19 protein-coding genes and 2 tRNA genes are annotated in these 19,264 nt (G+C 58.8%); 7 read left to right on the top strand and 14 right to left on the bottom strand.

The features are described 5' to 3' along the window. The first annotated feature begins 55 nt into the window (after nt 1-55). Together HY29_RS15140 and HY29_RS15135 are read left to right on the top strand one after the other, a co-directional pair. Nucleotides 56-364 carry an ETC complex I subunit gene (locus HY29_RS15140; RefSeq protein ID WP_034798388.1) on the top strand — a complete coding sequence of 103 codons (309 nt, stop codon included), beginning with the start codon at nt 56-58 and terminating at the stop codon, nt 362-364. Between the two features lie 19 nt (nt 365-383). Continuing rightward, a tRNA-Arg gene (locus tag HY29_RS15135) sits at nt 384-460 on the top strand. A 210-nt stretch (nt 461-670) separates the two neighbouring features. Here HY29_RS15135 and HY29_RS15130 read toward each other — a convergent pair. From HY29_RS15130 to HY29_RS15120, 3 genes are all read right to left on the bottom strand, one after another. Beyond that, a complete protein-coding gene (locus HY29_RS15130) occupies nt 671-1,465 on the bottom strand; it encodes a GNAT family N-acetyltransferase (RefSeq protein ID WP_034798386.1) in 795 nt (264 codons plus the stop codon). A 209-nt stretch (nt 1,466-1,674) separates the two neighbouring features. Continuing rightward, nucleotides 1,675-2,376 carry a hypothetical protein gene (locus HY29_RS15125; protein ID WP_034798384.1) on the bottom strand — a complete coding sequence of 234 codons (702 nt, stop codon included), beginning with the start codon at nt 2,374-2,376 and terminating at the stop codon, nt 1,675-1,677. A 39-nt stretch (nt 2,377-2,415) separates the two neighbouring features. Beyond that, a complete protein-coding gene (locus tag HY29_RS15120) occupies nt 2,416-4,116 on the bottom strand; it encodes a class I adenylate-forming enzyme family protein (RefSeq protein ID WP_034798382.1) in 1,701 nt (566 codons plus the stop codon). A 189-nt stretch (nt 4,117-4,305) separates the two neighbouring features. On the opposite strand from HY29_RS15120, the gene HY29_RS19935 reads away from it, so the two are divergent. The 3 genes from HY29_RS19935 (at nt 4,306) to HY29_RS15105 (ending at nt 8,267) form a co-directional block, all read left to right on the top strand. Further along, on the top strand, nt 4,306-4,707 hold the full coding sequence (locus HY29_RS19935; RefSeq protein ID WP_034798381.1) for a DUF2946 family protein: 402 nt from the start codon (nt 4,306-4,308) through the stop codon (nt 4,705-4,707). Between the two features lie 80 nt (nt 4,708-4,787). Next, nucleotides 4,788-7,475 carry a TonB-dependent receptor gene (locus tag HY29_RS15110; protein ID WP_034798380.1) on the top strand — a complete coding sequence of 896 codons (2,688 nt, stop codon included), beginning with the start codon at nt 4,788-4,790 and terminating at the stop codon, nt 7,473-7,475. A gap of 57 nt (nt 7,476-7,532) precedes the next feature. Further along, nucleotides 7,533-8,267 (top strand): PepSY domain-containing protein, encoded by a 735-nt coding sequence (locus HY29_RS15105; RefSeq protein WP_034798379.1) that lies wholly within the window; start codon nt 7,533-7,535, stop codon nt 8,265-8,267. Here HY29_RS15105 and HY29_RS15100 read toward each other — a convergent pair. The 5 genes from HY29_RS15100 to HY29_RS19835 form a co-directional block, all read right to left on the bottom strand. Next, a complete protein-coding gene (locus HY29_RS15100; RefSeq protein WP_034798378.1) occupies nt 8,264-8,749 on the bottom strand; it encodes a UPF0262 family protein in 486 nt (161 codons plus the stop codon). The two genes, HY29_RS15105 and HY29_RS15100, sit on opposite strands and share 4 nt — an antisense overlap. Next, nucleotides 8,749-10,050: a histidinol dehydrogenase gene (gene hisD, locus HY29_RS15095; RefSeq protein ID WP_034798377.1), complete on the bottom strand. Its 1,302-nt coding sequence runs from the start codon at nt 10,048-10,050 to the stop codon at nt 8,749-8,751. The genes HY29_RS15100 and hisD overlap by 1 nt, the downstream gene beginning before the upstream one ends. 2 nt (nt 10,051-10,052) lie before the next feature. Continuing rightward, nucleotides 10,053-10,505, bottom strand: a complete 453-nt coding sequence (locus HY29_RS15090; protein ID WP_034798375.1) for a DUF2948 family protein — start codon at nt 10,503-10,505, stop codon at nt 10,053-10,055. An 18-nt stretch (nt 10,506-10,523) separates the two neighbouring features. Further along, nucleotides 10,524-11,804: a UDP-N-acetylglucosamine 1-carboxyvinyltransferase gene (gene murA, locus HY29_RS15085; protein WP_034798373.1), complete on the bottom strand. Its 1,281-nt coding sequence runs from the start codon at nt 11,802-11,804 to the stop codon at nt 10,524-10,526. A 156-nt stretch (nt 11,805-11,960) separates the two neighbouring features. Beyond that, nucleotides 11,961-12,095, bottom strand: coding sequence for a hypothetical protein (locus HY29_RS19835; protein ID WP_277813028.1), 135 nt, complete (start codon nt 12,093-12,095; stop codon nt 11,961-11,963). 77 nt (nt 12,096-12,172) lie between these two features. On the opposite strand from HY29_RS19835, the gene HY29_RS15080 reads away from it, so the two are divergent. Further along, nucleotides 12,173-12,247 (top strand) — tRNA-Thr (locus tag HY29_RS15080). Nucleotides 12,248-12,308: 61 nt separating this feature from the next. Here HY29_RS15080 and HY29_RS15075 read toward each other — a convergent pair. The 6 genes from HY29_RS15075 to HY29_RS15050 form a co-directional block, all read right to left on the bottom strand. Beyond that, entirely contained in the window at nt 12,309-12,530 is a 222-nt protein-coding gene (locus HY29_RS15075) for a hypothetical protein (protein WP_034798370.1), read from the bottom strand. A gap of 146 nt (nt 12,531-12,676) precedes the next feature. Further along, nucleotides 12,677-14,173, bottom strand: a complete 1,497-nt coding sequence (locus HY29_RS15070; protein ID WP_034798368.1) for a hypothetical protein — start codon at nt 14,171-14,173, stop codon at nt 12,677-12,679. A gap of 121 nt (nt 14,174-14,294) precedes the next feature. After that, on the bottom strand, nt 14,295-15,776 hold the full coding sequence (gene glpK / locus HY29_RS15065; protein ID WP_034798366.1) for a glycerol kinase GlpK: 1,482 nt from the start codon (nt 15,774-15,776) through the stop codon (nt 14,295-14,297). A 53-nt stretch (nt 15,777-15,829) separates the two neighbouring features. Next, the gene (locus HY29_RS15060; protein ID WP_034798365.1) at nt 15,830-16,297 is read right to left on the bottom strand and encodes a hypothetical protein; all 468 of its coding nucleotides are present in this window, start codon (nt 16,295-16,297) and stop codon (nt 15,830-15,832) included. Further along, on the bottom strand, nt 16,285-16,704 hold the full coding sequence (locus tag HY29_RS15055) for a D-Ala-D-Ala carboxypeptidase family metallohydrolase (protein WP_034798363.1): 420 nt from the start codon (nt 16,702-16,704) through the stop codon (nt 16,285-16,287). Before HY29_RS15055 ends, HY29_RS15060 begins: the two co-directional genes overlap by 13 nt. 116 nt (nt 16,705-16,820) lie before the next feature. After that, on the bottom strand, nt 16,821-17,822 hold the full coding sequence (locus HY29_RS15050; RefSeq protein ID WP_034798361.1) for an NAD(P)H-dependent flavin oxidoreductase: 1,002 nt from the start codon (nt 17,820-17,822) through the stop codon (nt 16,821-16,823). 175 nt (nt 17,823-17,997) lie between these two features. Here HY29_RS15050 and HY29_RS15045 point away from each other — a divergent pair, with 175 nt between their 5' ends. After that, nucleotides 17,998-19,179, top strand: a complete 1,182-nt coding sequence (locus HY29_RS15045) for a glycoside hydrolase family 43 protein (protein WP_034798358.1) — start codon at nt 17,998-18,000, stop codon at nt 19,177-19,179. The last annotated feature ends 85 nt before the right edge of the window (nt 19,180-19,264 follow it).

Raw genomic sequence — 19,264 nt, 5'->3', positions numbered from 1 at the left:
GTAGGTTCGAATCCTATCGCTCCGACCATTTCTTTCGCAGCGGTGAGGCTCATCAATGCAAGCGCGTATCTACAAACCTGCCAAGAGCGCCATGACGTCTGGCCGGGCCAAGACGAAAACCTGGGTTCTCGAATTTGTAGACAATGACGCAAAGCGCTCTGCTGACCCGCTGATGGGCTGGACCAGTATCGATGATACATCCGGCCAGGTCCGCCTGACCTTCCACACACGGGAACAGGCCATCGATTATGCGCAGAGCCAGGGCATGACCTTCACGGTTGAGCCGACGCATGAGCGCAAACGCCTTGTAAAGTCTTACTCGGCTAATTTTGACGCAGATCGCAAGCAACCCTGGACGCACTAGGGGGCTGCCGGCACTGTCCGGCCCCGTAGCTCAGCTGGATAGAGCACCCGACTTCTAATCGGACGGTCGCAGGTTCGAATCCTGCCGGGGTCGCCATGACTTTATGGCATTCACTGCCAATGAACCATAAGCTTGCACACTGTACACATAAGGATGCACATACCGGCTGTTTCGAGACATTGATCATGACCGTCGTGAATGGCGGCTCAGCGGGCGAAGTTGGCTTTCGCACCGGCAAGCCTGACGACTGCTTATCTATCGGTGACGATTACCAGAATCCTTGCACTGCCGAAGACCGTCCAGCCCCTACAAACCGAGCGCTTTGCCTTCGCCTGCCTTTTCGATGATTTTGTCAAACCGGCTATCCATGCAGACACTCAAATCGGTGGTCACGAAACGATCATCGACAAACAAGCTGAAAATGGTCGCGGGTGTGGGCGCGTTTTGTGCTTTGTCGAGACTATCCAGCTTTACCACAGTTGCGGAAAGTCCCCGTTTCTTACAAGTTTCCCTAAGTGAGCTACTGATATGAAAGTCCGTAAAAGGGCACCGCTCAGAATAGAAGACGGTGATGCCTTTCGTGTCAGATGGAAGGCCCCGCTTGGCGCTCTCAGAGAATCTTGGAATTCTGACTGCGCCATCATCCTCATGACCGAGTGCAAGCAAACTGAAACCGCTTTCGGTCTCATCGATCTCTCGAAAGCCCTGTCTAAGAAGCCACTTCCCATCGCTCTGAAAATGCATCTTTTTCTTGCCCACGACAGATACCAATCCGGCCAAACCGGCCGCACGAGCCTCATCAAGAGCGGTTTGCAGAAGTGCCTTTCCATGCCCCTGCTGCTTAAATCGACCCGAAACCCAGAAACATCCCATCACCATCCAGTCCGGTGCCTCGACAGGCATCCAAGTGTGTTCCCCGGGACCGTATTCTATGAAGACCTTGCCGCGTTCATCCAAACGGGAAAAGCGATATCCATGCTCGTACTGGTCTGAGAGCCACCGCTTCTTGGCTTTATAGCCCGTCACGCATTTCTTGTCCGAAATGGCGCAGCAAATGTGCTCGTTTGAAAGGGATCCAGGAGTAAGTGTGACAATCGACATGCCCGTCTCTTAGCAGCCGCTCGAGATTCGTGCAGCAACAAACGATAAGAGCTCATTCGAGACTTTTGCTGCACAGAGCACGAACGTCAACTTCGTACTTCACTCCCACTCTGCGTCGGGCATAAAGCGCTTGACAGGGGGGTGTGCATGAAAATCGCCAAAACGTGCAAGCTTATGCCGCATTGGCATTCACCTAAACGATCACCGGCTTATTCGGGACGCGGGATGCATTCACCGGCTTCGTACCGTTTCTTCATCCGGGTTTTCTGAAGGTCCAGGTGGAACAGGACGTCCTTCCCGAAATCTACCGGGATGAGGAGCCGAGCCACGACCGGGGAGACGATCACCACGTCCCGGCGAATGAATGGCGGCTGGGTCACCTCGCGTCCCCCTATTTCAACATCCACCTCATCGCCGCCCGCCGCCTCGGGATTCTTCTCATAGAAATAAAAACGCGAATCGATGGTGCAGCGCCACTCTGTCTGCGTGCTGCCATCTGCAGCCTGCACAGTTCGTGCGACAGGTGTGTAGACGAAGTCCTGAGAGCCAAACCCATACTTGCCACAGGCTTTCAACTGGTCCTTTGCGCCGGGGAAATCATAAAAAGCCAAGATGATCGACTCTTTCGCATTCTCCCCGTTCAGGTCCCCGCGATACTCCAGCCAGACCGAACTGGCGGGAGGGGCTGCAGCCAGTGCCTCATCCATGAATTCCAGCTTCTTGTCTGGAAAGAAGGTGATCTGCTGAAGGGTGACATGGCCATCGGCGTCTTTGAAATAGCCCGCCTTGATCTGGTGCGTATCCCACATCACGCCGGCTTCGCAGAAGGGAATCCCGGCCCCCTCTTCGGCAATCGCACCTGGCGACATCACACAAAATGCTGCCGCCAGAAGTCCGTAAAATATCTTCATCGCTTGCGTCCCCACGCCTGAAATGCGGCCCTCAGCGAGCTAGCTGACTTCCGCGTTGTCCATTTCCTTGGTCAGCTGTTCCTTCAGGTCACGCTTGATGAACTTGCCGCTGGCATTGCGGGGCAACGCATTCAGGAACCAGATGTAGCGTGGCACCTTGTGCTTCGCCATGATCGCCGCGCTATGTGCGCGCAGCTCTTCTGCTGTCAGGCTTTCACCATCCTTTAGCACAACCGCGGCGCCGACCTCTTCACCCAGCCGGTCATCCGGAACGCCAAACACGCTACATTCTGCAACAGCAGGATGGCGGTAGAGCGTCGATTCGACTTCCGCGCAGTACACATTCTCGCCGCCGCGCAGCACCATGTCTTTCTTGCGGTCAACAATGTAGATGAAGCCATCCTTGTCGATGCGCGCAATGTCGCCGGTGTGCAGCCAGCCATCAGTGATCGATTCCGCCGTCGCCTCAGGCCGGTTGATGTAGCCCTTGATGACGGATGACCCGCGCACCCACAGCTCGCCCACTTCGCCTTGCGGTACGGCTTCGCCAAACTCGTTCACGCATTTTGTCTCAAAGTTCGGCATGGCCGGGCCGGCGCTGTCGGGCTTGTCGACGAAGAAGTCTGCCGAGACCGAGGTGATGATGCCGCATGTCTCTGTCATACCATAGCCCGTGTTCGGGCGGGCCGTTGCAACTTGCGAATCGATCTTCTGCACCAAATCCGGCGGCAATTGCGCCCCACCCCCGCCAAGTGATGCAAGTGTGGACGTATCCGTCTTTTCAAAGTCCGGATGATTGATCAGCTCCCGCGCCATGACTGGCACACCGCTTATCGCCGTAATAGACTCCCGCTCGATCAGCTTGAGCGCTTCGCCAGCATCCCAGCGATACATCAGCACGATCTTGCCGCCAGCCGCCGTGATCAGATAGGCCGCGCAATTATTGGCCGTGACATGGAACAGAGGCGTGCAGACCAAGCCCACCGGCACGGGCGGCTCTTCCGGGGGTACTTCGCCCGTCGCCCATTGTGTCGCCAGCGCCGTGGAGGCGGAAGAGAACATCATGTTGAACAGATTCGCCACACAACCCCGATGGGTCAGCTGCGCGCCCTTCGGAAACCCCGTCGTGCCAGACGTATAGAAAATGCACGCATCGGCATCCGGGTCGACCGTGACCGCAGGCATTTCTCCGCCATGCGCGATCACCTCGTCCCAAGCCATCACATCATCCGGCACTTCAGGCAGCCGCACGCCGACCAGCTTGATGTCGCCAATGTCTCCAATGGCGCGGACGCGCTCCAGGCGCTCGGAATCCACAAACAGCACTTTCGGCTCTGAATCCTTCAGGGCGTAGGCCATTTCCTCCGGCGTCCACCAGGCATTCATGCCCACAACCACGATGCCAACCGAGGCGCAGGACCAGTAGATCTGCATCCATTCGGGATAATTGCGCATCGCGACTGCGACACGGTCCCCCGGCTTCACGCCCTGCGCGAACATCCAGGCCGCCAGCGCATTGGTCCGCTGGTGGGTTTCGGCGTAAGTGAGCGTTTCGTCTTCATAGACCAGATAAGGACGCTCAGCGTATTGCAGCGTCGACAGCCATAACTCGCGGATGCTGGGCGGCGCATTCTTGTAAACGCGCAATTTGTTGCCCAGGACATCGGCTTCAACGATCTCGAAATCGCCGCCTGGCCCTGTCAGTTCCTCACGTGCCTTCAGCAGTTCGGTATAGTGCATGCTTCCTCCGGATACTTTTGCCGGATCATACACAATGACGCTGCGTCAGGAATAGAGGACGTGGGGGCAAGACGCCTTAAGCAACGCCGAATTACCCCACAAACTGCTCCATCTGTAATAAATACACCGCGACATGTGCGCATCATGCCGCACATGACAGCATTTTCAGAATGAGCTAACAGCCCGGCCATGTGGTCACGGCTACACTCTGCGACAGCACGCTTCCTGGCGATGCTTGCCATCAGCCTGCTGGGGCTCCAGCCAGGCGCGATGTCTTATGGCCAGGCACGGGGACTGGATTTTTCCGGCTTTTACTGTGGCCCCTCAGGCGAAGTCCCCAATGCCGCCGTCACCAGAACCTTGTCGAAGATTGCCAGGCTGGCAGACGAGCAACAGCCTGATGCACCTTCCCATTCAAATCACTGTCCGCTCTGCGTCATGGCGCATGGGATGGTTGTCCCAACGCTGAGCCTTCCCGCGGCGCCGGCGCCTTTTGGTCCGCATTTCGTTCCGGTTCGCTACGAGCCTTGCTTTTCCCGGCATTCGCATGGGCCGCCCCTCGGCTCGCGCGCACCTCCCTCACACATCTGAACGCATTTGACGCCGTTCCGCCTGGCGGAACGCCCTGAGCTGCGCCTTGGCGCGGCATGCCTTCCTTGTGTGAGATACATATGAAACACCTTCAAACCCTGCTGCTGGCAGGCACCTCGCTCGCGGCCCTTGCCGCTACAAACTACAACACCGCCTTCGCTCAGGAGGCCCCCCAGGATCAGGACGCCGTCCAGGAAACCGTCATCGTGACCGGTAGCCGGATCGTCCGTGATGACCTGACATCTGTTGGCCCGATGTCGATCTATGATGAAGACCAGATCAAGAATCTGGGCATTACCAATGTCGAAACGCTGCTACAGCGCGCGCCTTTCTCTGCCGGCTTTGCCGGGAATGCCAATGCGGCCTATTGGGTCGGGGGCGGCTGGGGCACCGCGCAGGTCAATCTGCGCGGCCTCGGCGTGAACCGCACGCTGGTCCTGCTGAATGGCCGCCGAGTGGTTGCCGGTGGATCAGGCGCCAATGACTCCGTTGATCTGAACATGATCCCCGTCTCGATCCTCGACCGGGTCGAAGTTCTGAAAGACGGCGCCTCGGCGGTATATGGCGCAGATGCAGTGGCAGGCGTTGTAAACCTGATCACCAAAGACGCCTTTGATGGCCTGCAGATTGAGGGCAAATATGGCGTGACCGGCGAAGGGGACGGCGAAGAATACCTGCTGGACCTGACATGGGGCGTTCAAAATGACCGCGGCAGCCTGATGCTCAACATGAACTATCAGGACAATCAGGCCGCGCCGCTGTCGCCGCGCGCGCCCTGCTCTCTTGCAGATCTGGACGGCAATGGCAGTCTGGAGTGCACACCGGGCAGCTCCGCAACAGCTGGCGGCCGCGCCGTCTTGCCAAATGGCGATCAGATCAACTTCATTGGCGGGGATGTCTACGAGCCGTTTGATATCCAGAAGCATGGCTTCAACTTCAACCCTTACTTCAACGCCTCGAACCCTGTTGAACGCCTCAGCTTCAGCGCCTTTGGGAAGTACCGGCTGAACGACACCACCAATTTCTTCTCGGAAGCCCTGTTCAACTGGCGCACCTCTACCCAGCCGGCATCGCCCGCGACCCTGAAAGACATTGAGATTTCCGCGTCGCACCCAACGAACCCGACCGGAGAGGACATCATCGTTCTCCGGCGCCGTACGACCGAGTTCGGTGCCCGTACATTTGAGCAGGATGTCGAAACCTGGCGCATTGTCGCCGGGCTTGAAGGTGAGTTTGGTTCTGGCTGGCAATATGACATTGCCCTCAATTGGGGCCGCAACACCGCCACAGATGCGCTACTCAACAACATCAACACGCGGCGCTTTGCCGAGACCCTGGACCCGAACCTTTGCGGCTCCAACGGCATCCCATGCGCCGACATTCTCGGCGAGGGCGACCTGACGCAGGAGGTGGGCGACTATATCCTCGTCAATCAGAGAGACACAGGCGGCAATGAGCAACGCAGCCTGACCGGAAATCTCACGGGTCAGGTGTTTGACTTGCCCGCAGGCCCGGTCGGCATCGCGGTCGGCTTTGAAGTGCGCGAGGATGAAGGTTGGCTGGAGCCGGATGCCTTGCTCGCTTCCGGCGATGCGCTCGGCAGTGCCCAGGACGCCATCCGGGGCAGCATCAAGGCCAGCGAGATTTACGGCGAAATCAATTTGCCTCTCTTGAAAGACGCCGCCTTTGCAGACGTGCTGGATCTCGATGCAGCCGTTCGCTATTCCGATTACGACCTGTTCGGCGGAGACACGAACTACAAGCTCGGCCTTAACTGGCAGGTTGTTCCATCCTTCAAATTGCGCGGGACATGGTCCACCGCTTTCCGTGTACCGAGCGTCCGGGAACTGTTCTCCGGGGTCAGCGAAGCGCAACTGCCAACGACAGACCCGTGTTCCAATTACGCGGATCTCGACCCGTCCAGCACAATCTACCAGAACTGCCAGGCGGCAGGCGTGCCGATCAATTTCGAACAGTTCGGCTCCGTCATCCTGACAGATCAGGGCGGCAACCCGGACCTGGAACCGGAAACCTCAGAAACGTTCACCCTGGGCCTTGTTGCAGAGCCTGACTTTGTACCTGGCCTGTCCGTCACCGTCGACTATTTCGACATCGAGATTGAAGACGCGATCCGGCAGACGTCTGGCTCGGCAAAGCTGGCCAGCTGCTACACAACGCCGGGCTTCAGCCATCCTTTCTGTGACAGCAGCCAGCATACGCGCAATCCGCTGACAGGCGATGTGAACTTTCTATCGGCGCAAAGCTCCAATACCGGCGACGAGACCATGCGCGGCATCGATTTCGGCGTCTTCCACACCGGCCAACTCGGCCAGCTGGATAGCCATGTCGAGCTGCAGGCAACCTATCTGATCGACTATGAAACCGTAGCTTTCGACGGGGCGGATCCGTTTGAATATGTCGGCGGAGTTGGCTGTTGCGAAGGTGGCTATCCGGAATGGCGTGGCCAGATGAGCTGGACGCTGTCTTCTGACCGCTGGGGCGCAACCTGGAACGCACAATATATTGGCGAAGCGACAGACCTGTACGGAGACCCTGAAGGCGTCGGGTACAATATCGATCCCGTCATCTATCACAATCTGCAAGGGCGGTATCGCGTGTCAGACACGGCAGAACTGGGCTTTGGCATCGACAATCTGTTCGATGAGAAAGCGCCATTTGTTCAGTCCTGGTCCGATGGCAATACCGACACGATGACCTATTCGCTGCTCGGCCGCTTCTTCTATATGCGGGCGACGCTGAACTACTAGGCCCAACGCGCTTCCGGTGGTTAGCGCTGCCGGGAGCGCCCTTTCAGGATAGATATAATGATCATTCTGCGATGGGCCGTTCGGGTCCACAAATGGCTGGCCCTGCTGATCGGCCTGCAGGTTTTTCTCTGGCTGCTCGGCGGTCTGGTAATGAGCGCTTTGCCGATCGAGCAGGTGCGCAGTGAACATAACATTGCCGAGCACCCGGCACTGGCGGTTTCACCTGCATCCTTGCTCTCTCTGCAACAGGCGACTGACGCTGCTGGTCTCATGGCGATTGACGAGGCAACGCTTGACGGGCTGGCCGGCACGCCGGTCTGGCGGCTGCAGAGCGGCGACCAGGTCGTCCTGGTCTCTGCTGAGGATGGCAAGCGCCTGACGCCCTTGCCCGAGACTCTGGCCCGCACAATTGCGGAGCATGATTTTGCCCCCGACGTACCGGTGAAAAGCGTCCAGCTTCTGGAAAATCCGCCGTCGGAGTATGGTCCAGGAGGCCCTGTCTGGCAGATTGTCTTCCAGGATGAGGGAGACACGCGGCTTTATGTCGACCCAGATAGCGGAATCGTTCGCGCCCGGCGATCTTCTACCTGGCGACTATTTGATTTTTTCTGGCGACTGCACGTGATGGACTATAATGACGGGGCGGACTTCAACCACCCCCTGCTGATTATATCGGCTTTTCTGGGCGTTCTGGTCTCTATCGCCGGTCTGGTGATCCTGTTCTTCCGAATGCGTCGCTTTCTTCAGGGCAGAGCCGCCATGAAGCGCCGGAAAAGTCTCAGCAGGCTCTAGCCGGCTGAGCGGGTCTGTCCGGCATGCAGGGCGCAGATCAACGTGAAGAGCCGGCGGGCCGTCTGGAAATCAACATGCACTTTGCCTTCCAGGCGCTCGGCCAGCAATTCCGAGCCTTCATTGTGAATGCCGCGCCGCGCCATGTCGATCGCCTCGATCTGGTGCGGCGTTTGCGTGCGGATGGCGTCATAATAGCTGTCGCAGATCATGAAGTAATCACGGATCACGCCCCGGAACGGCCCCAGCGAGAGGATGAAGGTGTGCACCTCATTGCCCTTCTCGTCCCGCACAGCAAAGACGAGACGGCGCTCAATCTTTGACAGGACCAGAAGATAGGGCCCCTGATCCTTGTCGAGCAGCTTGAAGGAATTGCTTTCCAGCAGATCAAAGATAGCAACGCGCCGCTCATGCTCGGCATCCGGGCCGGAGGCGCCCAGCGTCTCATCGTCGATCTCGACACCGATGAGCCTGTCATTGCTCATCAGCCCGGTTCCCTGTTGGACCGAATGGAAACAGAGCGCGCATGGGCTGGCAGGCGCTCGGCCTCAGCCAGGCGCAGGGCGGCTGGCGCAAGGGCCGCAAAGCCTTCAGGGCTCGCGCGCTGAACACTCATGCGTTTCAGAAAATCATACAGACCAAGGCCTGACGAGAACCGCGCCGCCCGGCTGGTCGGCAGAACGTGGTTGGAGCCCGTCACATAATCGCCCAGCGCTTCGGGCGTGTGGTGGCCCAGGAAGACTGCGCCAGCATGGCGAATGCTCGGCAAAAGGGCATCTGGATCGGCAATCGCCAGCTCAAGGTGCTCGGCAGCGATCTGGTTCGCAATGTTTGCTGCAGTGGCAAGATCCGGCGCATCGACGATGGCGCCATGCGCGTTCCAGCTTTCGGCCGCGCGCTCGCCCGTCGAGAGGGATTTCAACTGACTTTCCACAGACTTATCCACAGCCTTGCCCACAGACTTGTCCACGGTGATCAGAATGGATTGAGACGAGGGGTCATGCTCTGCCTGAGACAGCAGATCAGCGGCGATCCAGTCCGGGTTTGCCGTTTCATCTGCGATCACCAGAATCTCTGATGGGCCTGCAATCGTATCGATGCCGACGCGGCCGAAAACCTGGCGTTTTGCCTCTGCGACAAAGGCATTTCCGGGACCGACAATCTTGTCGACCGGCGCGAGGCTTGACGTTCCAAACGCCAGCGCGCCAACGGCCTGTGCGCCGCCAATCGGGTGAAACTCATCTACGCCCGCCTTCACGGCAGCATAGGCGACCGCCGGGGCCAGCTGGCCATCTGGCGCAGGCGCGACCATTACGATCCGGTCCACACCGGCAATTTTCGCCGGCACGACATTCATCAGAACCGAAGACGGATAGCTTGCCCGGCCGCCCGGCACATAGACGCCGACACTTTCCAGCGCCGTCCACCGCCAGCCGAGCTGCACACCTGCATCGTCGGTAAAGCTGTGATCGCTTGGGCGCTGCGCGGTGTGATACGCCGCGATACGGTCATGCGCATAATCAATGGCATCGCGCAGATCCTGCGGGCATTGCGCAGCCAGAAGATGCAGATTCACATTGTCCGATTGCAGTGTCGCAGGATCGATCTGCAACTTGTCGAATTTGGCAGTGTATTCGGCCACGGCCTCACCGCCACGCGCCTGAACATCCTTCAGAATGCCGGAAACGATATCCGCCACATCATGCCCCGTGCCGCGCTCTTCCTTCAGGAAGGCGGCGAACTCGCTTTCGAAAGCGGCGTGTGAGGCATCAAAATGGCGGGCCATATCTATCTCCGGCGCCGCTCGTGATTGGGCAGGTGGCGCGTGGGCCACACATAGTCACTATCCAGCAGGGTTGCATCCAGTACTTCAACGTCGAGTGCAATTTCGCCGTCCCCAGCGAACAGCAGCGTCACGGTTCCGCCCGGCGGTTCCTGAGACGGCGTGAATGTCACCTGTAACAGCGACAGGATCATTTCCGGATCGGCCTTGTTCACCGCACGGGTTTTAACGCCCAATACCCCGTCAAAAGCCAGCAATGAGCGGACACGCTCACCTTCCTTGGCGCGCTTGCCCTGGCCTTCCCAGCGATACCGGTTCAGTTCCAGCGTGAACCGACGGTGGCGGGACTCATAATTCAGGTTTTCCGCCTTGACGACGCTATCCTGAATGGCCGCTGAAATGACTTCCAGATCCTCGACACTTTCGGCGAGGAGGCGAAGTGGTTTTACGTCAGCCATAACAGCCCCTTGAACAATCTATTCGTCGTCTCCCGACCGGCGCTCAATGCTTGCACCACAGGCGTTAAGCTTCTCTTCCAGTCGCTCAAAACCCCGGTCCAGGTGATAAATACGGTTCACCACAGTCTCCCCCTCTGCGGCAAGCCCCGCAATCACCAGAGAGACAGACGCGCGCAGGTCTGTCGCCATTACTGGCGCGCCTGTCAGCTGCGGCACGCCTTTTACAATGGCCTCTTGCCCGCGCACCAGAATTTCCGCGCCCAGGCGCTGCAGTTCCGGCGCGTGCATGAAGCGGTTCTCGAAAATGGTTTCGCGAATGATGCTTGTGCCGTCTGCCAGGCTCATCAGGGCCATGAACTGGGCCTGCAGATCTGTCGGGAAGCCCGGATGCGGCTGGGTAGAGACATTCACGGATTTCAGCCGCGTCCCATTGCGTACGATACGTACCGTATTGGCCGCCTCGTCTGCTTCAACCGTCACGCCAGCTTCTTTCAGCTTGGAGATCATCGCACCCAACGCCGCCACCGGCGCGCCTTCCAGCGTGACATCTCCGCCAGCAGCTGCCGCGGCCATGGCATAGGTGCCCGCCTCAATCCGGTCTGGCATTACAGCGTGGGTCGTGCCGTTCAGCTTCTCAACGCCCTGAATGCGAATCTTTGATGTGCCCGCGCCGGTAATTTTCGCGCCCATTGAGTTCAGACAGTTTGCCAGATCCTCGATTTCAGGTTCACGCGCGGCGTTTTCCAGCACGGTTTCACCCTCGGCCAGCGTGGCCGTCAGCATGGCATGCTCGGTCGCGCCGACACTCGGCATGGAGAAATTGATATGGGCGCCCTTCAGGCCATGAATGGCCGCAGCCTTCACATAGCCCTGCTCCACGCGGAGATCTGCGCCCATCGCCTCCAGTGCCTGCAGGTGCAGGTCAACCGGACGCGCCCCGATCGCACAGCCGCCCGGGAGAGACACGGTGGCGTGGCCAGAGCGGGCAATCAGCGGGCCAAGCACATTGAAGCTGGCACGCATCTTCCGCACCTGGTCGTAAGGCGCGATGGTGCTTTTCAGCTCCGCGCCATTCAGGTGGCAGGTCGACTCGCCTTTCGGCCAGTAGACTTCCACGCCCAGCGTTTCCATGAGCTGCGCCAGAAAGCGCGTATCTGCCAGGCTGGGCATGTTGGTCAGCGTGATTGGCTGGTCCGTCAACAGGCAGGCGACCATGAGCTTCAGCGCAGAATTCTTCGCGCCGGATACCGGAATGCGGCCGTTCAGGTGAGCGCCGCCCTTGATGTGCAATCTATCCATGGAAACCGCTTATACAGCGCTTCGCGGCTTTGAAAGGGCCTGAATGTGGCAGGGACTGTACGATTTTATCCAAGACTTACTTATGCCTAGGCTCGCCGGCACGATTTCGGCGTCCAAATACCGTCCGGCCGCTTCCTTCCCATGAAGGCTGCCAAGCTATTTCTTGTCCTTGCCCTCATCGGACTGGGCATCCTTCGCCTTGCGATTGGCGGCTTTCCGACGCCTCAGATTTGCCCGCAAGGCCTCTGCCCGGCGAGCTGCTTTGTCATCTGCTGTGCTCTTGTCTGTCATATGAGGTGTATTTCGCGCTGAAACGGTCTTTTCATGTCAGGTTTCATAAGCTAAAGCCCGCATTCTGTTTCTGCAACGCCGCGGTAGCTCAGTGGTAGAGCGCATCATTGGTAATGATGAGGCCGGGAGTTCAATTCTCCCTCGCGGCACCAGCAACAGGTTTCCGATACATCCTGAACTGAGTGTACAGCAGACACTCTGACGCTTTCGGCGCTACCGCACCTTGCGGCTGCGCTCCAGAACAGGCCGGTTGCCTTCGGCATTCAACAGGCCGTTTGTTGGCGCGCCGCGCTGGGTGCCCTGAACCTGGCCTTCATGAGATGTCTCGGTTTCAAGATGCTCATGCCCCTGCTCGGTATCTGCAGACTGCTTTTCTTCAAGCGCGCGGCGGGCAATGTCGGCTTGTGTTGTCTTCTCTTGCTTTTGATTGCTCATGAGAGCCTCCCATCTGTTCTGCTTGGCTTGTCGATAACTCATCAACGCAAGGGGATTCTGTCTGTTCCGATGCGGCCAGGAATTGTTGGATCGACAGGAGACTCAAAGCGGGGCGAGCAATTCTGCCCCCTCCACTCAAACGATCATCAAAAGGCTGCCTGCGCTCCAACGAGAATCACATCGGTCTTGCCGTCACGGTCAGACCAGGTGCTACCATCATCGAGATTACCCCCGCTGACAAAGTTGAGCGGCGCGTAACCATCGACATGGATCAGTTCGCCGAACAGATTCACATTGGCGACGAGGTAGCGCGAATAGCCGAGCACCCATTGGTCCTGGTTTTCCCATGGGGCGCCTTCATCTCCGGCAACAAAGGTGCTGAATTCCAGCGACAGGGCAGACTGCATCAGCCCGTCTTCCACTTCAGTGCCAAAGCCATAGCGGCCGCCCAGCATGTAGGATTTTGTCTTTTGCGCGGCATACTGGCTGAGCGGATTGGTCAGGTCTGGCACTTCGCTGCCCGGCCATACATCGGTCGTCTGCGCGTATTCTGCCAGGATGCGGAACGGGCCATAGTCCATCGCGCCATAGGTTGACCAGGCGGGATTATTGTCATCACACGGATTGAAGTGAACCACTGGATAGCTCTGGCAATACGGGCTGCCATGCTCATAGCTGGCGCCGAGCATCACATCATTGCCCTCGCCCAGGTCTGCCGTGTAATTCGCATCCACCGCAAAATTGTTCAGCTTTGACGGCACATTGGTGCCATCGACCGAGGTATTTGCCGCGCGGAACTGGGCACCGCCCTGAATGGCCATGGCCCGCAGGCTGAGCCCGTCTTTCAGATAACCAACCTCCGCGCCATAGGCGAGGCCCGCAAAGGAGTGCCAGACGGTAGAGTTGGTGAACGGACTGACCGTGTCATTCATGCCGAACGGTGTGTCCATCTTGCCGATCGCGGCATAGAGCGGCGTCTTGTCCAGATTGCCCCACATCACATAGCCACGGCGCAGCTGTACCTGGTTGCGGGTAAGGCTTGTGATCGTTCCGCTGCCAAAGCTCTGCTCGGGATCATATAGGAATTCGATATAGGCGGTGATGTCATCCGTCAGGTTGGCCGTCGCGGCGAGGGTCGCATTATGCAGCACAGCCTCTGAGGCTGTATCGCCAATCTGGTTGTTCAGGGTCGGGTGACGCATCAGATAGCCAAACTTGTCGTCCCGATTGCTGGTCTGATAGTCCGCGATGGCCGTGATGCCGCCCGACAGCGTTACCACCCTGTCCAGTTCGCCGCTCTGACGCGCCTTCAGCTGCAGGATGCGCTTCTTGTTCACGCCCTCGGCATGGTCAGTCAATTTGTAGCCATAGGACGGGTCAATCCCGATGGCCCCTGGCGTTTCCCTGTATTCAACCGTCGTTTCACCATTGTCCGGCGTAGCGGTCGGCGCGGGCGAGATGCGGTCGATCTCGGCTGCATCCACAAGGCGCTCAACCATTGCCATCAGCTTGGCATTGTCGGCTTCCAGTTTCTCGATACGCGCCTTCAGCGCTTCCGTCTCTGCGTCTTCTGCCAGCGCGGCAGGAAGTAGAACTTGCGACATGGCGAGCGCAAACACAGAAGAGGCAACCCGGTTCATCATGACAAATAATCCCATCGTTTCGCCGACCCTGATGACACCGGCGTATGAGAATTAGGACCTGTCGCCCATCCCTTTCAGAGTGGTTAAATTTTCACGGGTGCGCGGAAATATCCCTGTCGCGTCAGGCCAGCGTCTTGCGCAGGGCCGTGGCCCAGCCCTGGCGCAGTCTGGCCGCTTCGGTGGGCTGCATCTTTGGCTCGAATGTCGTGCCAGGCACGTCGCGCTCAGCCCAGTCTTCCGGCTTCAGCCAGCCAAGCTGGATCGCGGCCAAAGCCGCCGCACCGAGGGCCGTCATCTCGCGATAGTCCGGCCGCAGGATTGGCCGTTCGCAAATGTCGGCAATGAACTGCATCAGCCAGTCATTGGCCACCATGCCCCCATCGACGCGCAGCTCCTTGATGGCGACGCCATCTGCCTCGAAAGCATCCAGCAGATCCCGCGTCTGATAGGCCACGGATTCAAGGCCTGCGCGTACCAGATGCTCCGCCGTCGTCGCACGTGTGATGCCGGTAATCGTGCCGCGCGCATCCGCCGCCCAGTGCGGCGCGCCGAGGCCGGTAAAGGCCGGCACGATATAGACCCCGCCATTATTGCTGAGCCCCGCGGCGATCTCTTCGGTTTCGCCGGCATCGGAGACGAGGCGCAGATCATCGCGCAGCCATTGCACAATCGTGCCCGCATTGAAGATGGAGCCTTCCAATGCCATCGCCCCCTTGCCGGCGCCCTCATACCCGACGGTGCCAAGGAGGCGATTGGACGAATGCGGTCGGTCCGTGCCGGAATTCGCAACCAGGAACGCACCCGTGCCATAGGTGATCTTCGCCGTGCCTGGCAGAATACAGGCCTGTCCAACCAGCGCAGATTGCTGGTCGCCCGCCGCAGACAGGATGGGCAGCGCCTTACCGAAAAGGCTTTCCTCGCTTGTGCCGAAATCATCCGCATTCTGCCGAATCTCCGGCAGCATGGAGGCAGGCACACCAAACAGCGCGCACATGGCTTCGCTCCAGCCGCCATCGTCTCCGAGGCCAAGGCGATACAGCAAGGTGCGCGAGGCATTGGTCACATCGGTGACGTGGGAGGCACCGCCGGTCAGTTTCCAGATCAGAAAGCTCTCCACCGTGCCAAAGGCCAACTCGCCTGCCTCGGCCCTCGCCCGGGCGCCCTCCACATTGTCCAGAACCCAACCGATCTTCGTGCCAGAGAAGTACGGGTCGATCAGCAGCCCTGTTTCCGCCTGGACGGCAGGTTCATGCCCGTCCGCTTTCATCCGGTCACAGATTTGTGCCGTGCGCCGATCCTGCCAGATAATGGCCGGGGCAAGGGGCTTGCCACTTGTCTTGTCCCACACCAGCGTTGTCTCGCGCTGGTTGGTGATGCCAATGCCGGAAATTTTCTCCACACCACCAGCCTGCGTGATCGCATCCCGGCAGACGTCCAGCGTTTTCTGCCAGATCTCCTCGCCATCCTGCTCTACCCAGCCATCATTGGGATAGGTCAGCGGCACTTCCTTCTGGGCGACGGCGACCTGCTCCAGATCGCGGTCAAACACGATGGCCCGTGTCGAGGTCGTGCCCTCATCAATGACGAGAATATAGTCGCCCATGCATCCTGCCCTTTAGCTGTTTCAGGCAGGATGGACCGGGCGGCCGCATCTGGTCAACGCGCCATGCGCTTTGTCCCGCGATCCCCGAACCACCAGAGCGTGGCCGCCGTTGCTGCAAAGGTCGCCGTCTCGACAATCTTGGCCTGCTCCGGCTCTGGTGCGCTGGTGTAGACCAGCCAGGTGATTAGCCACAGCAGCAGGGTCAGCACGGGCCGGGTCAGCGCCCGCACGGCATTCACCCAAGCATAGCTGTCGCCAATCGCGGCGTCGGCTTCAATGGATGCAGCAAGCCCCGTCCAGCTGCCCGCCGTCTCGGCTTGGCGAATTTCGGCTTCGGCGGCCTCTCGCCGCGCGTCCATCTGCAGGGTAAGCAGCTGGGCTTCATGCTGCCAGCGCACCTGCTCATGCGCTTGCGCCTGACGCTGCTCGAAATAGCCGGCGACCCGACCGATCACCGTGCCGACCAAACCAAATACGCCGCCCCCGGCTGCGCTGGCCGCCAGGCTGATTACCTCTCCCATAGCGCCTTGCTCCCCGAATAATACCAGCGGGCAGGTTTGCCGCGCCGGTCCAGATGAAGAAAATGACGGCCAAAGCCGATGCCGGTAAATCCGCCCTGCTCGGCCGCGTCCAGCAGCGCGAAGCGGTCATGCCCGGCCAGCGCAATATCAACGGCGATCTGCCTGTGCATGGAATGCGCGGCGCCGCCGACATGCGTATTCCAGAGCGCGCAGCGATGGCCCGAATTGATGACCAGCGGCTGGCCAACCGCCGAGCGCAACGTCTCCAGCGCATCCAGAAACTCCGGATCGTGCCAGTATTCGCCATCGCACAAACGTCCGCCACATTTGCAGGACAGCTCTCTGGGAGAAAAATGCGGCCACTGCCAGCCGCTTGTATCGAACAGGGTGAAAGATCGGATCAGCATGAGCGCAAGGCTGACACGGGCCCAGCCCTGCCGGATTCGATTTGGCCCAGAAAAGAAAAGGCCCCTGAAATCACTCGGACTTCAGGGGCCTTTCAGCATCAGAAGCAGGGGATAAGTCAGACCATTTGCGCAGGGATCGGTTTCGGAGAGAAACCTTTGCCCTCTGCCAGGGCCGCGCGCGCCTCATCATATTCGCGCTTCAACTGGGCGACATATTCTGCCGTCGGCATACGCTTCTGGATGGCGCCAATGCCCTGGCCACAGCCCCAGATATCTTTCCAGGCTTTAGCGTCCTGATTGCCGCCGGACCCGAAATTCATTTTACTCGGATCGCTTTCCGGCAGATCGTTCGGGTCTAGGCCCGCGCGGGAAATCGACGGGGCCAGATAGTTGCCATGCACGCCAGTGAACAGGTTTGAGTAGACAATGTCGCCCGCCTTGGAGTCGACAATCATGTCCTTGTAGCCATCAACCGCATTCGCTTCGTCACAGGAAATGAAGGCAGAGCCCATATAGGCAAGGTCTGCGCCCATGGCCTGGGCTGCCGCGATGGCGCCGCCATTGGCGATGGAGCCAGAGAGCGCCAGCGGGCCGTCGAAGAACTGGCGAATCTCCTGGATCAGCGCAAAGGGCGATAGCGTGCCGGCATGGCCGCCTGCGCCCGTGCAAACCGCGATCAGGCCATCGGCGCCCTTTTCCAGCGCCTTGTGCGCGAAGACGACATTGATGATGTCGTGCAGCACGATACCGCCATAGGAATGTATCGCGTCATTCACTTCCTGACGCGCGCCAAGCGACGTGATCACGATCGGCACCTTGTACTTCACGCACATCTCTACGTCATGATCGAGGCGGTTGTTCGTCTTGTGAACAATCTGGTTCACCGCAAAAGGTGCGGCGGGCTGGTCAGGATTCTTCTCATTGTACTCGGCCAGCTCTGTTGTGATCCGGTCGAGCCATTCGTCCAGAACATGTTCCGGGCGCGCATTCAGCGCGGGAAAGCTGCCGACCACACCGGCCTTGCATTGTGCAATCACGAGATCCGGATTGGAAATGATGAACAGCGGAGACCCGATGACGGGCAGGCGCATATTCTGAAGAATGGGGGGCAGTGCCATGAGCGAATACCTCATTACTGAATAGGATACAGTTTACGTAAACGGAAACTAGCGGCTGGTCCATGCGGCACAACCCGTTACGTTGGGGATACCTCTTGCCCTCACAGCAGCTTCAGGCCAGACTGTCACCCAATCCAGCACATTCACACAAGAAACCACCGAGGGAGAAAACGGAATGCGGAAAGCCAGCCTTATTTTTGGTAGCGCTATCATACTCGCGACGCATCTTGCCGCCTGCTCTGGCGAAAAGCCTGCACCTGCTGGGCAGGAGACGGTCACACAGACACCACCTGTCGAAACGGAGACAGCGGAAGACACCACCGCCTCTGATTCGAAATATCTGGAACAGCCACTCGTCACCGAAATCTTCACGGCCGACCCGTCCGTCCATGTCTGGGATGATGAGCGTATCTATGTCTATCCAAGCCACGACTATGACGCGGGCATTCCGGAAGATGATCTCGGCAGCCAGTACGCAATGCGCGACTATATCGTTCTTTCCATGGATGAGGTCGGGGGCGATGTTACGATCCATGATGTAGGCCTAGACGTGGACGATGTGCCATGGGCCGCCCAGCAAATGTGGGCACCGGACGCAGCCCACAAGGATGGCAAATACTATCTCTATTTCCCGGCCAAGGATGAGAACGGAGTGTTCCACATAGGCGCGGCTGTGTCAGACAGCCCGACCGGTCCCTTCACCGCCGAGCCGGAAGCCATTGAAGGGTCCTTCTCGATGGACCCGTCTGTCTTCGAAGATGATGACGGCGAATACTACATGTATTTCGGCGGCATCTGGGGCGGCCAGCTGCAACGCTGGGCAACAGGCGAATACAATGATGATCCGAACCTGAACACGGATCTGGTCAACGATGATCCGCTGACAAATGAGGATGAAGCCGACCAGCCAGACGATGTCGCGCTGATGCCGAAGATCGCCAAAATGGCTGACGATATGGTCTCCTTCGCAGAAGCGCCAAAGGATGTGATGATCCTTGATGAGAACGGAGACCCGATCAAGGCAAAGGATCATGACCGCCGCTTCTTTGAGGCCGCCTGGGTCAATCGCATCGGGGACACATATTACCTGTCCTATTCCACAGGCGACACGCACAAGATTGTCTATGCGACGGGTGACAGCCCTTATGGCCCGTTCACCTATCAGGGCGTCGTCAATCAACCGGTCGAAGGCTGGACCAATCACCACTCCATCTTCCAGCACAATGGAAAGTGGTATCTCGCCTATCATGACGTTCAGCTGTCCGGGAAAAGCCATTTGCGGAACGTCAAGATTACGGAGCTGACCGTAAACGATGATGGCACCATCGAGCCGGTAAATCCGATGCCAGGCCAATAAGCCAGGCAACACACGAACACCAGAAAGCTGGCGGGGCTCTCGCCAGCTTTTTTCGTGTCTGGAGCAACTCTTTCGCGGTCTGCGC

Source organism: Hyphomonas beringensis (assembly GCF_000682755.1).
Classification (GTDB): Bacteria; Pseudomonadota; Alphaproteobacteria; order Caulobacterales; family Hyphomonadaceae; genus Hyphomonas; species Hyphomonas beringensis.
The sequence above is the reverse complement of the archived record's forward strand: the minus strand, read 5'-3'. Positions and strand labels throughout refer to the sequence as shown.

What these genes read in the sequence shown, in the direction of transcription:
- HY29_RS15140 (WP_034798388.1), top strand. Translation starts at nt 56, where the DNA reads ATGCAAGCGCGTATCTACAAACCTGCCAAGAGCGCCATGACGTCTGGC.
- HY29_RS15130 (WP_034798386.1), bottom strand. Translation starts at nt 1,465, where the DNA reads ATGTCGATTGTCACACTTACTCCTGGATCCCTTTCAAACGAGCACATT.
- HY29_RS15125 (WP_034798384.1), bottom strand. Translation starts at nt 2,376, where the DNA reads ATGAAGATATTTTACGGACTTCTGGCGGCAGCATTTTGTGTGATGTCG.
- HY29_RS15120 (WP_034798382.1), bottom strand. Translation starts at nt 4,116, where the DNA reads ATGCACTATACCGAACTGCTGAAGGCACGTGAGGAACTGACAGGGCCA.
- HY29_RS19935 (WP_034798381.1), top strand. Translation starts at nt 4,306, where the DNA reads ATGTGGTCACGGCTACACTCTGCGACAGCACGCTTCCTGGCGATGCTT.
- HY29_RS15110 (WP_034798380.1), top strand. Translation starts at nt 4,788, where the DNA reads ATGAAACACCTTCAAACCCTGCTGCTGGCAGGCACCTCGCTCGCGGCC.
- HY29_RS15105 (WP_034798379.1), top strand. Translation starts at nt 7,533, where the DNA reads ATGATCATTCTGCGATGGGCCGTTCGGGTCCACAAATGGCTGGCCCTG.
- HY29_RS15100 (WP_034798378.1), bottom strand. Translation starts at nt 8,749, where the DNA reads ATGAGCAATGACAGGCTCATCGGTGTCGAGATCGACGATGAGACGCTG.
- hisD (WP_034798377.1), bottom strand. Translation starts at nt 10,050, where the DNA reads ATGGCCCGCCATTTTGATGCCTCACACGCCGCTTTCGAAAGCGAGTTC.
- HY29_RS15090 (WP_034798375.1), bottom strand. Translation starts at nt 10,505, where the DNA reads ATGGCTGACGTAAAACCACTTCGCCTCCTCGCCGAAAGTGTCGAGGAT.
- murA (WP_034798373.1), bottom strand. Translation starts at nt 11,804, where the DNA reads ATGGATAGATTGCACATCAAGGGCGGCGCTCACCTGAACGGCCGCATT.
- HY29_RS19835 (WP_277813028.1), bottom strand. Translation starts at nt 12,095, where the DNA reads ATGACAGACAAGAGCACAGCAGATGACAAAGCAGCTCGCCGGGCAGAG.
- HY29_RS15075 (WP_034798370.1), bottom strand. Translation starts at nt 12,530, where the DNA reads ATGAGCAATCAAAAGCAAGAGAAGACAACACAAGCCGACATTGCCCGC.
- HY29_RS15070 (WP_034798368.1), bottom strand. Translation starts at nt 14,173, where the DNA reads ATGATGAACCGGGTTGCCTCTTCTGTGTTTGCGCTCGCCATGTCGCAA.
- glpK (WP_034798366.1), bottom strand. Translation starts at nt 15,776, where the DNA reads ATGGGCGACTATATTCTCGTCATTGATGAGGGCACGACCTCGACACGG.
- HY29_RS15060 (WP_034798365.1), bottom strand. Translation starts at nt 16,297, where the DNA reads ATGGGAGAGGTAATCAGCCTGGCGGCCAGCGCAGCCGGGGGCGGCGTA.
- HY29_RS15055 (WP_034798363.1), bottom strand. Translation starts at nt 16,704, where the DNA reads ATGCTGATCCGATCTTTCACCCTGTTCGATACAAGCGGCTGGCAGTGG.
- HY29_RS15050 (WP_034798361.1), bottom strand. Translation starts at nt 17,822, where the DNA reads ATGGCACTGCCCCCCATTCTTCAGAATATGCGCCTGCCCGTCATCGGG.
- HY29_RS15045 (WP_034798358.1), top strand. Translation starts at nt 17,998, where the DNA reads ATGCGGAAAGCCAGCCTTATTTTTGGTAGCGCTATCATACTCGCGACG.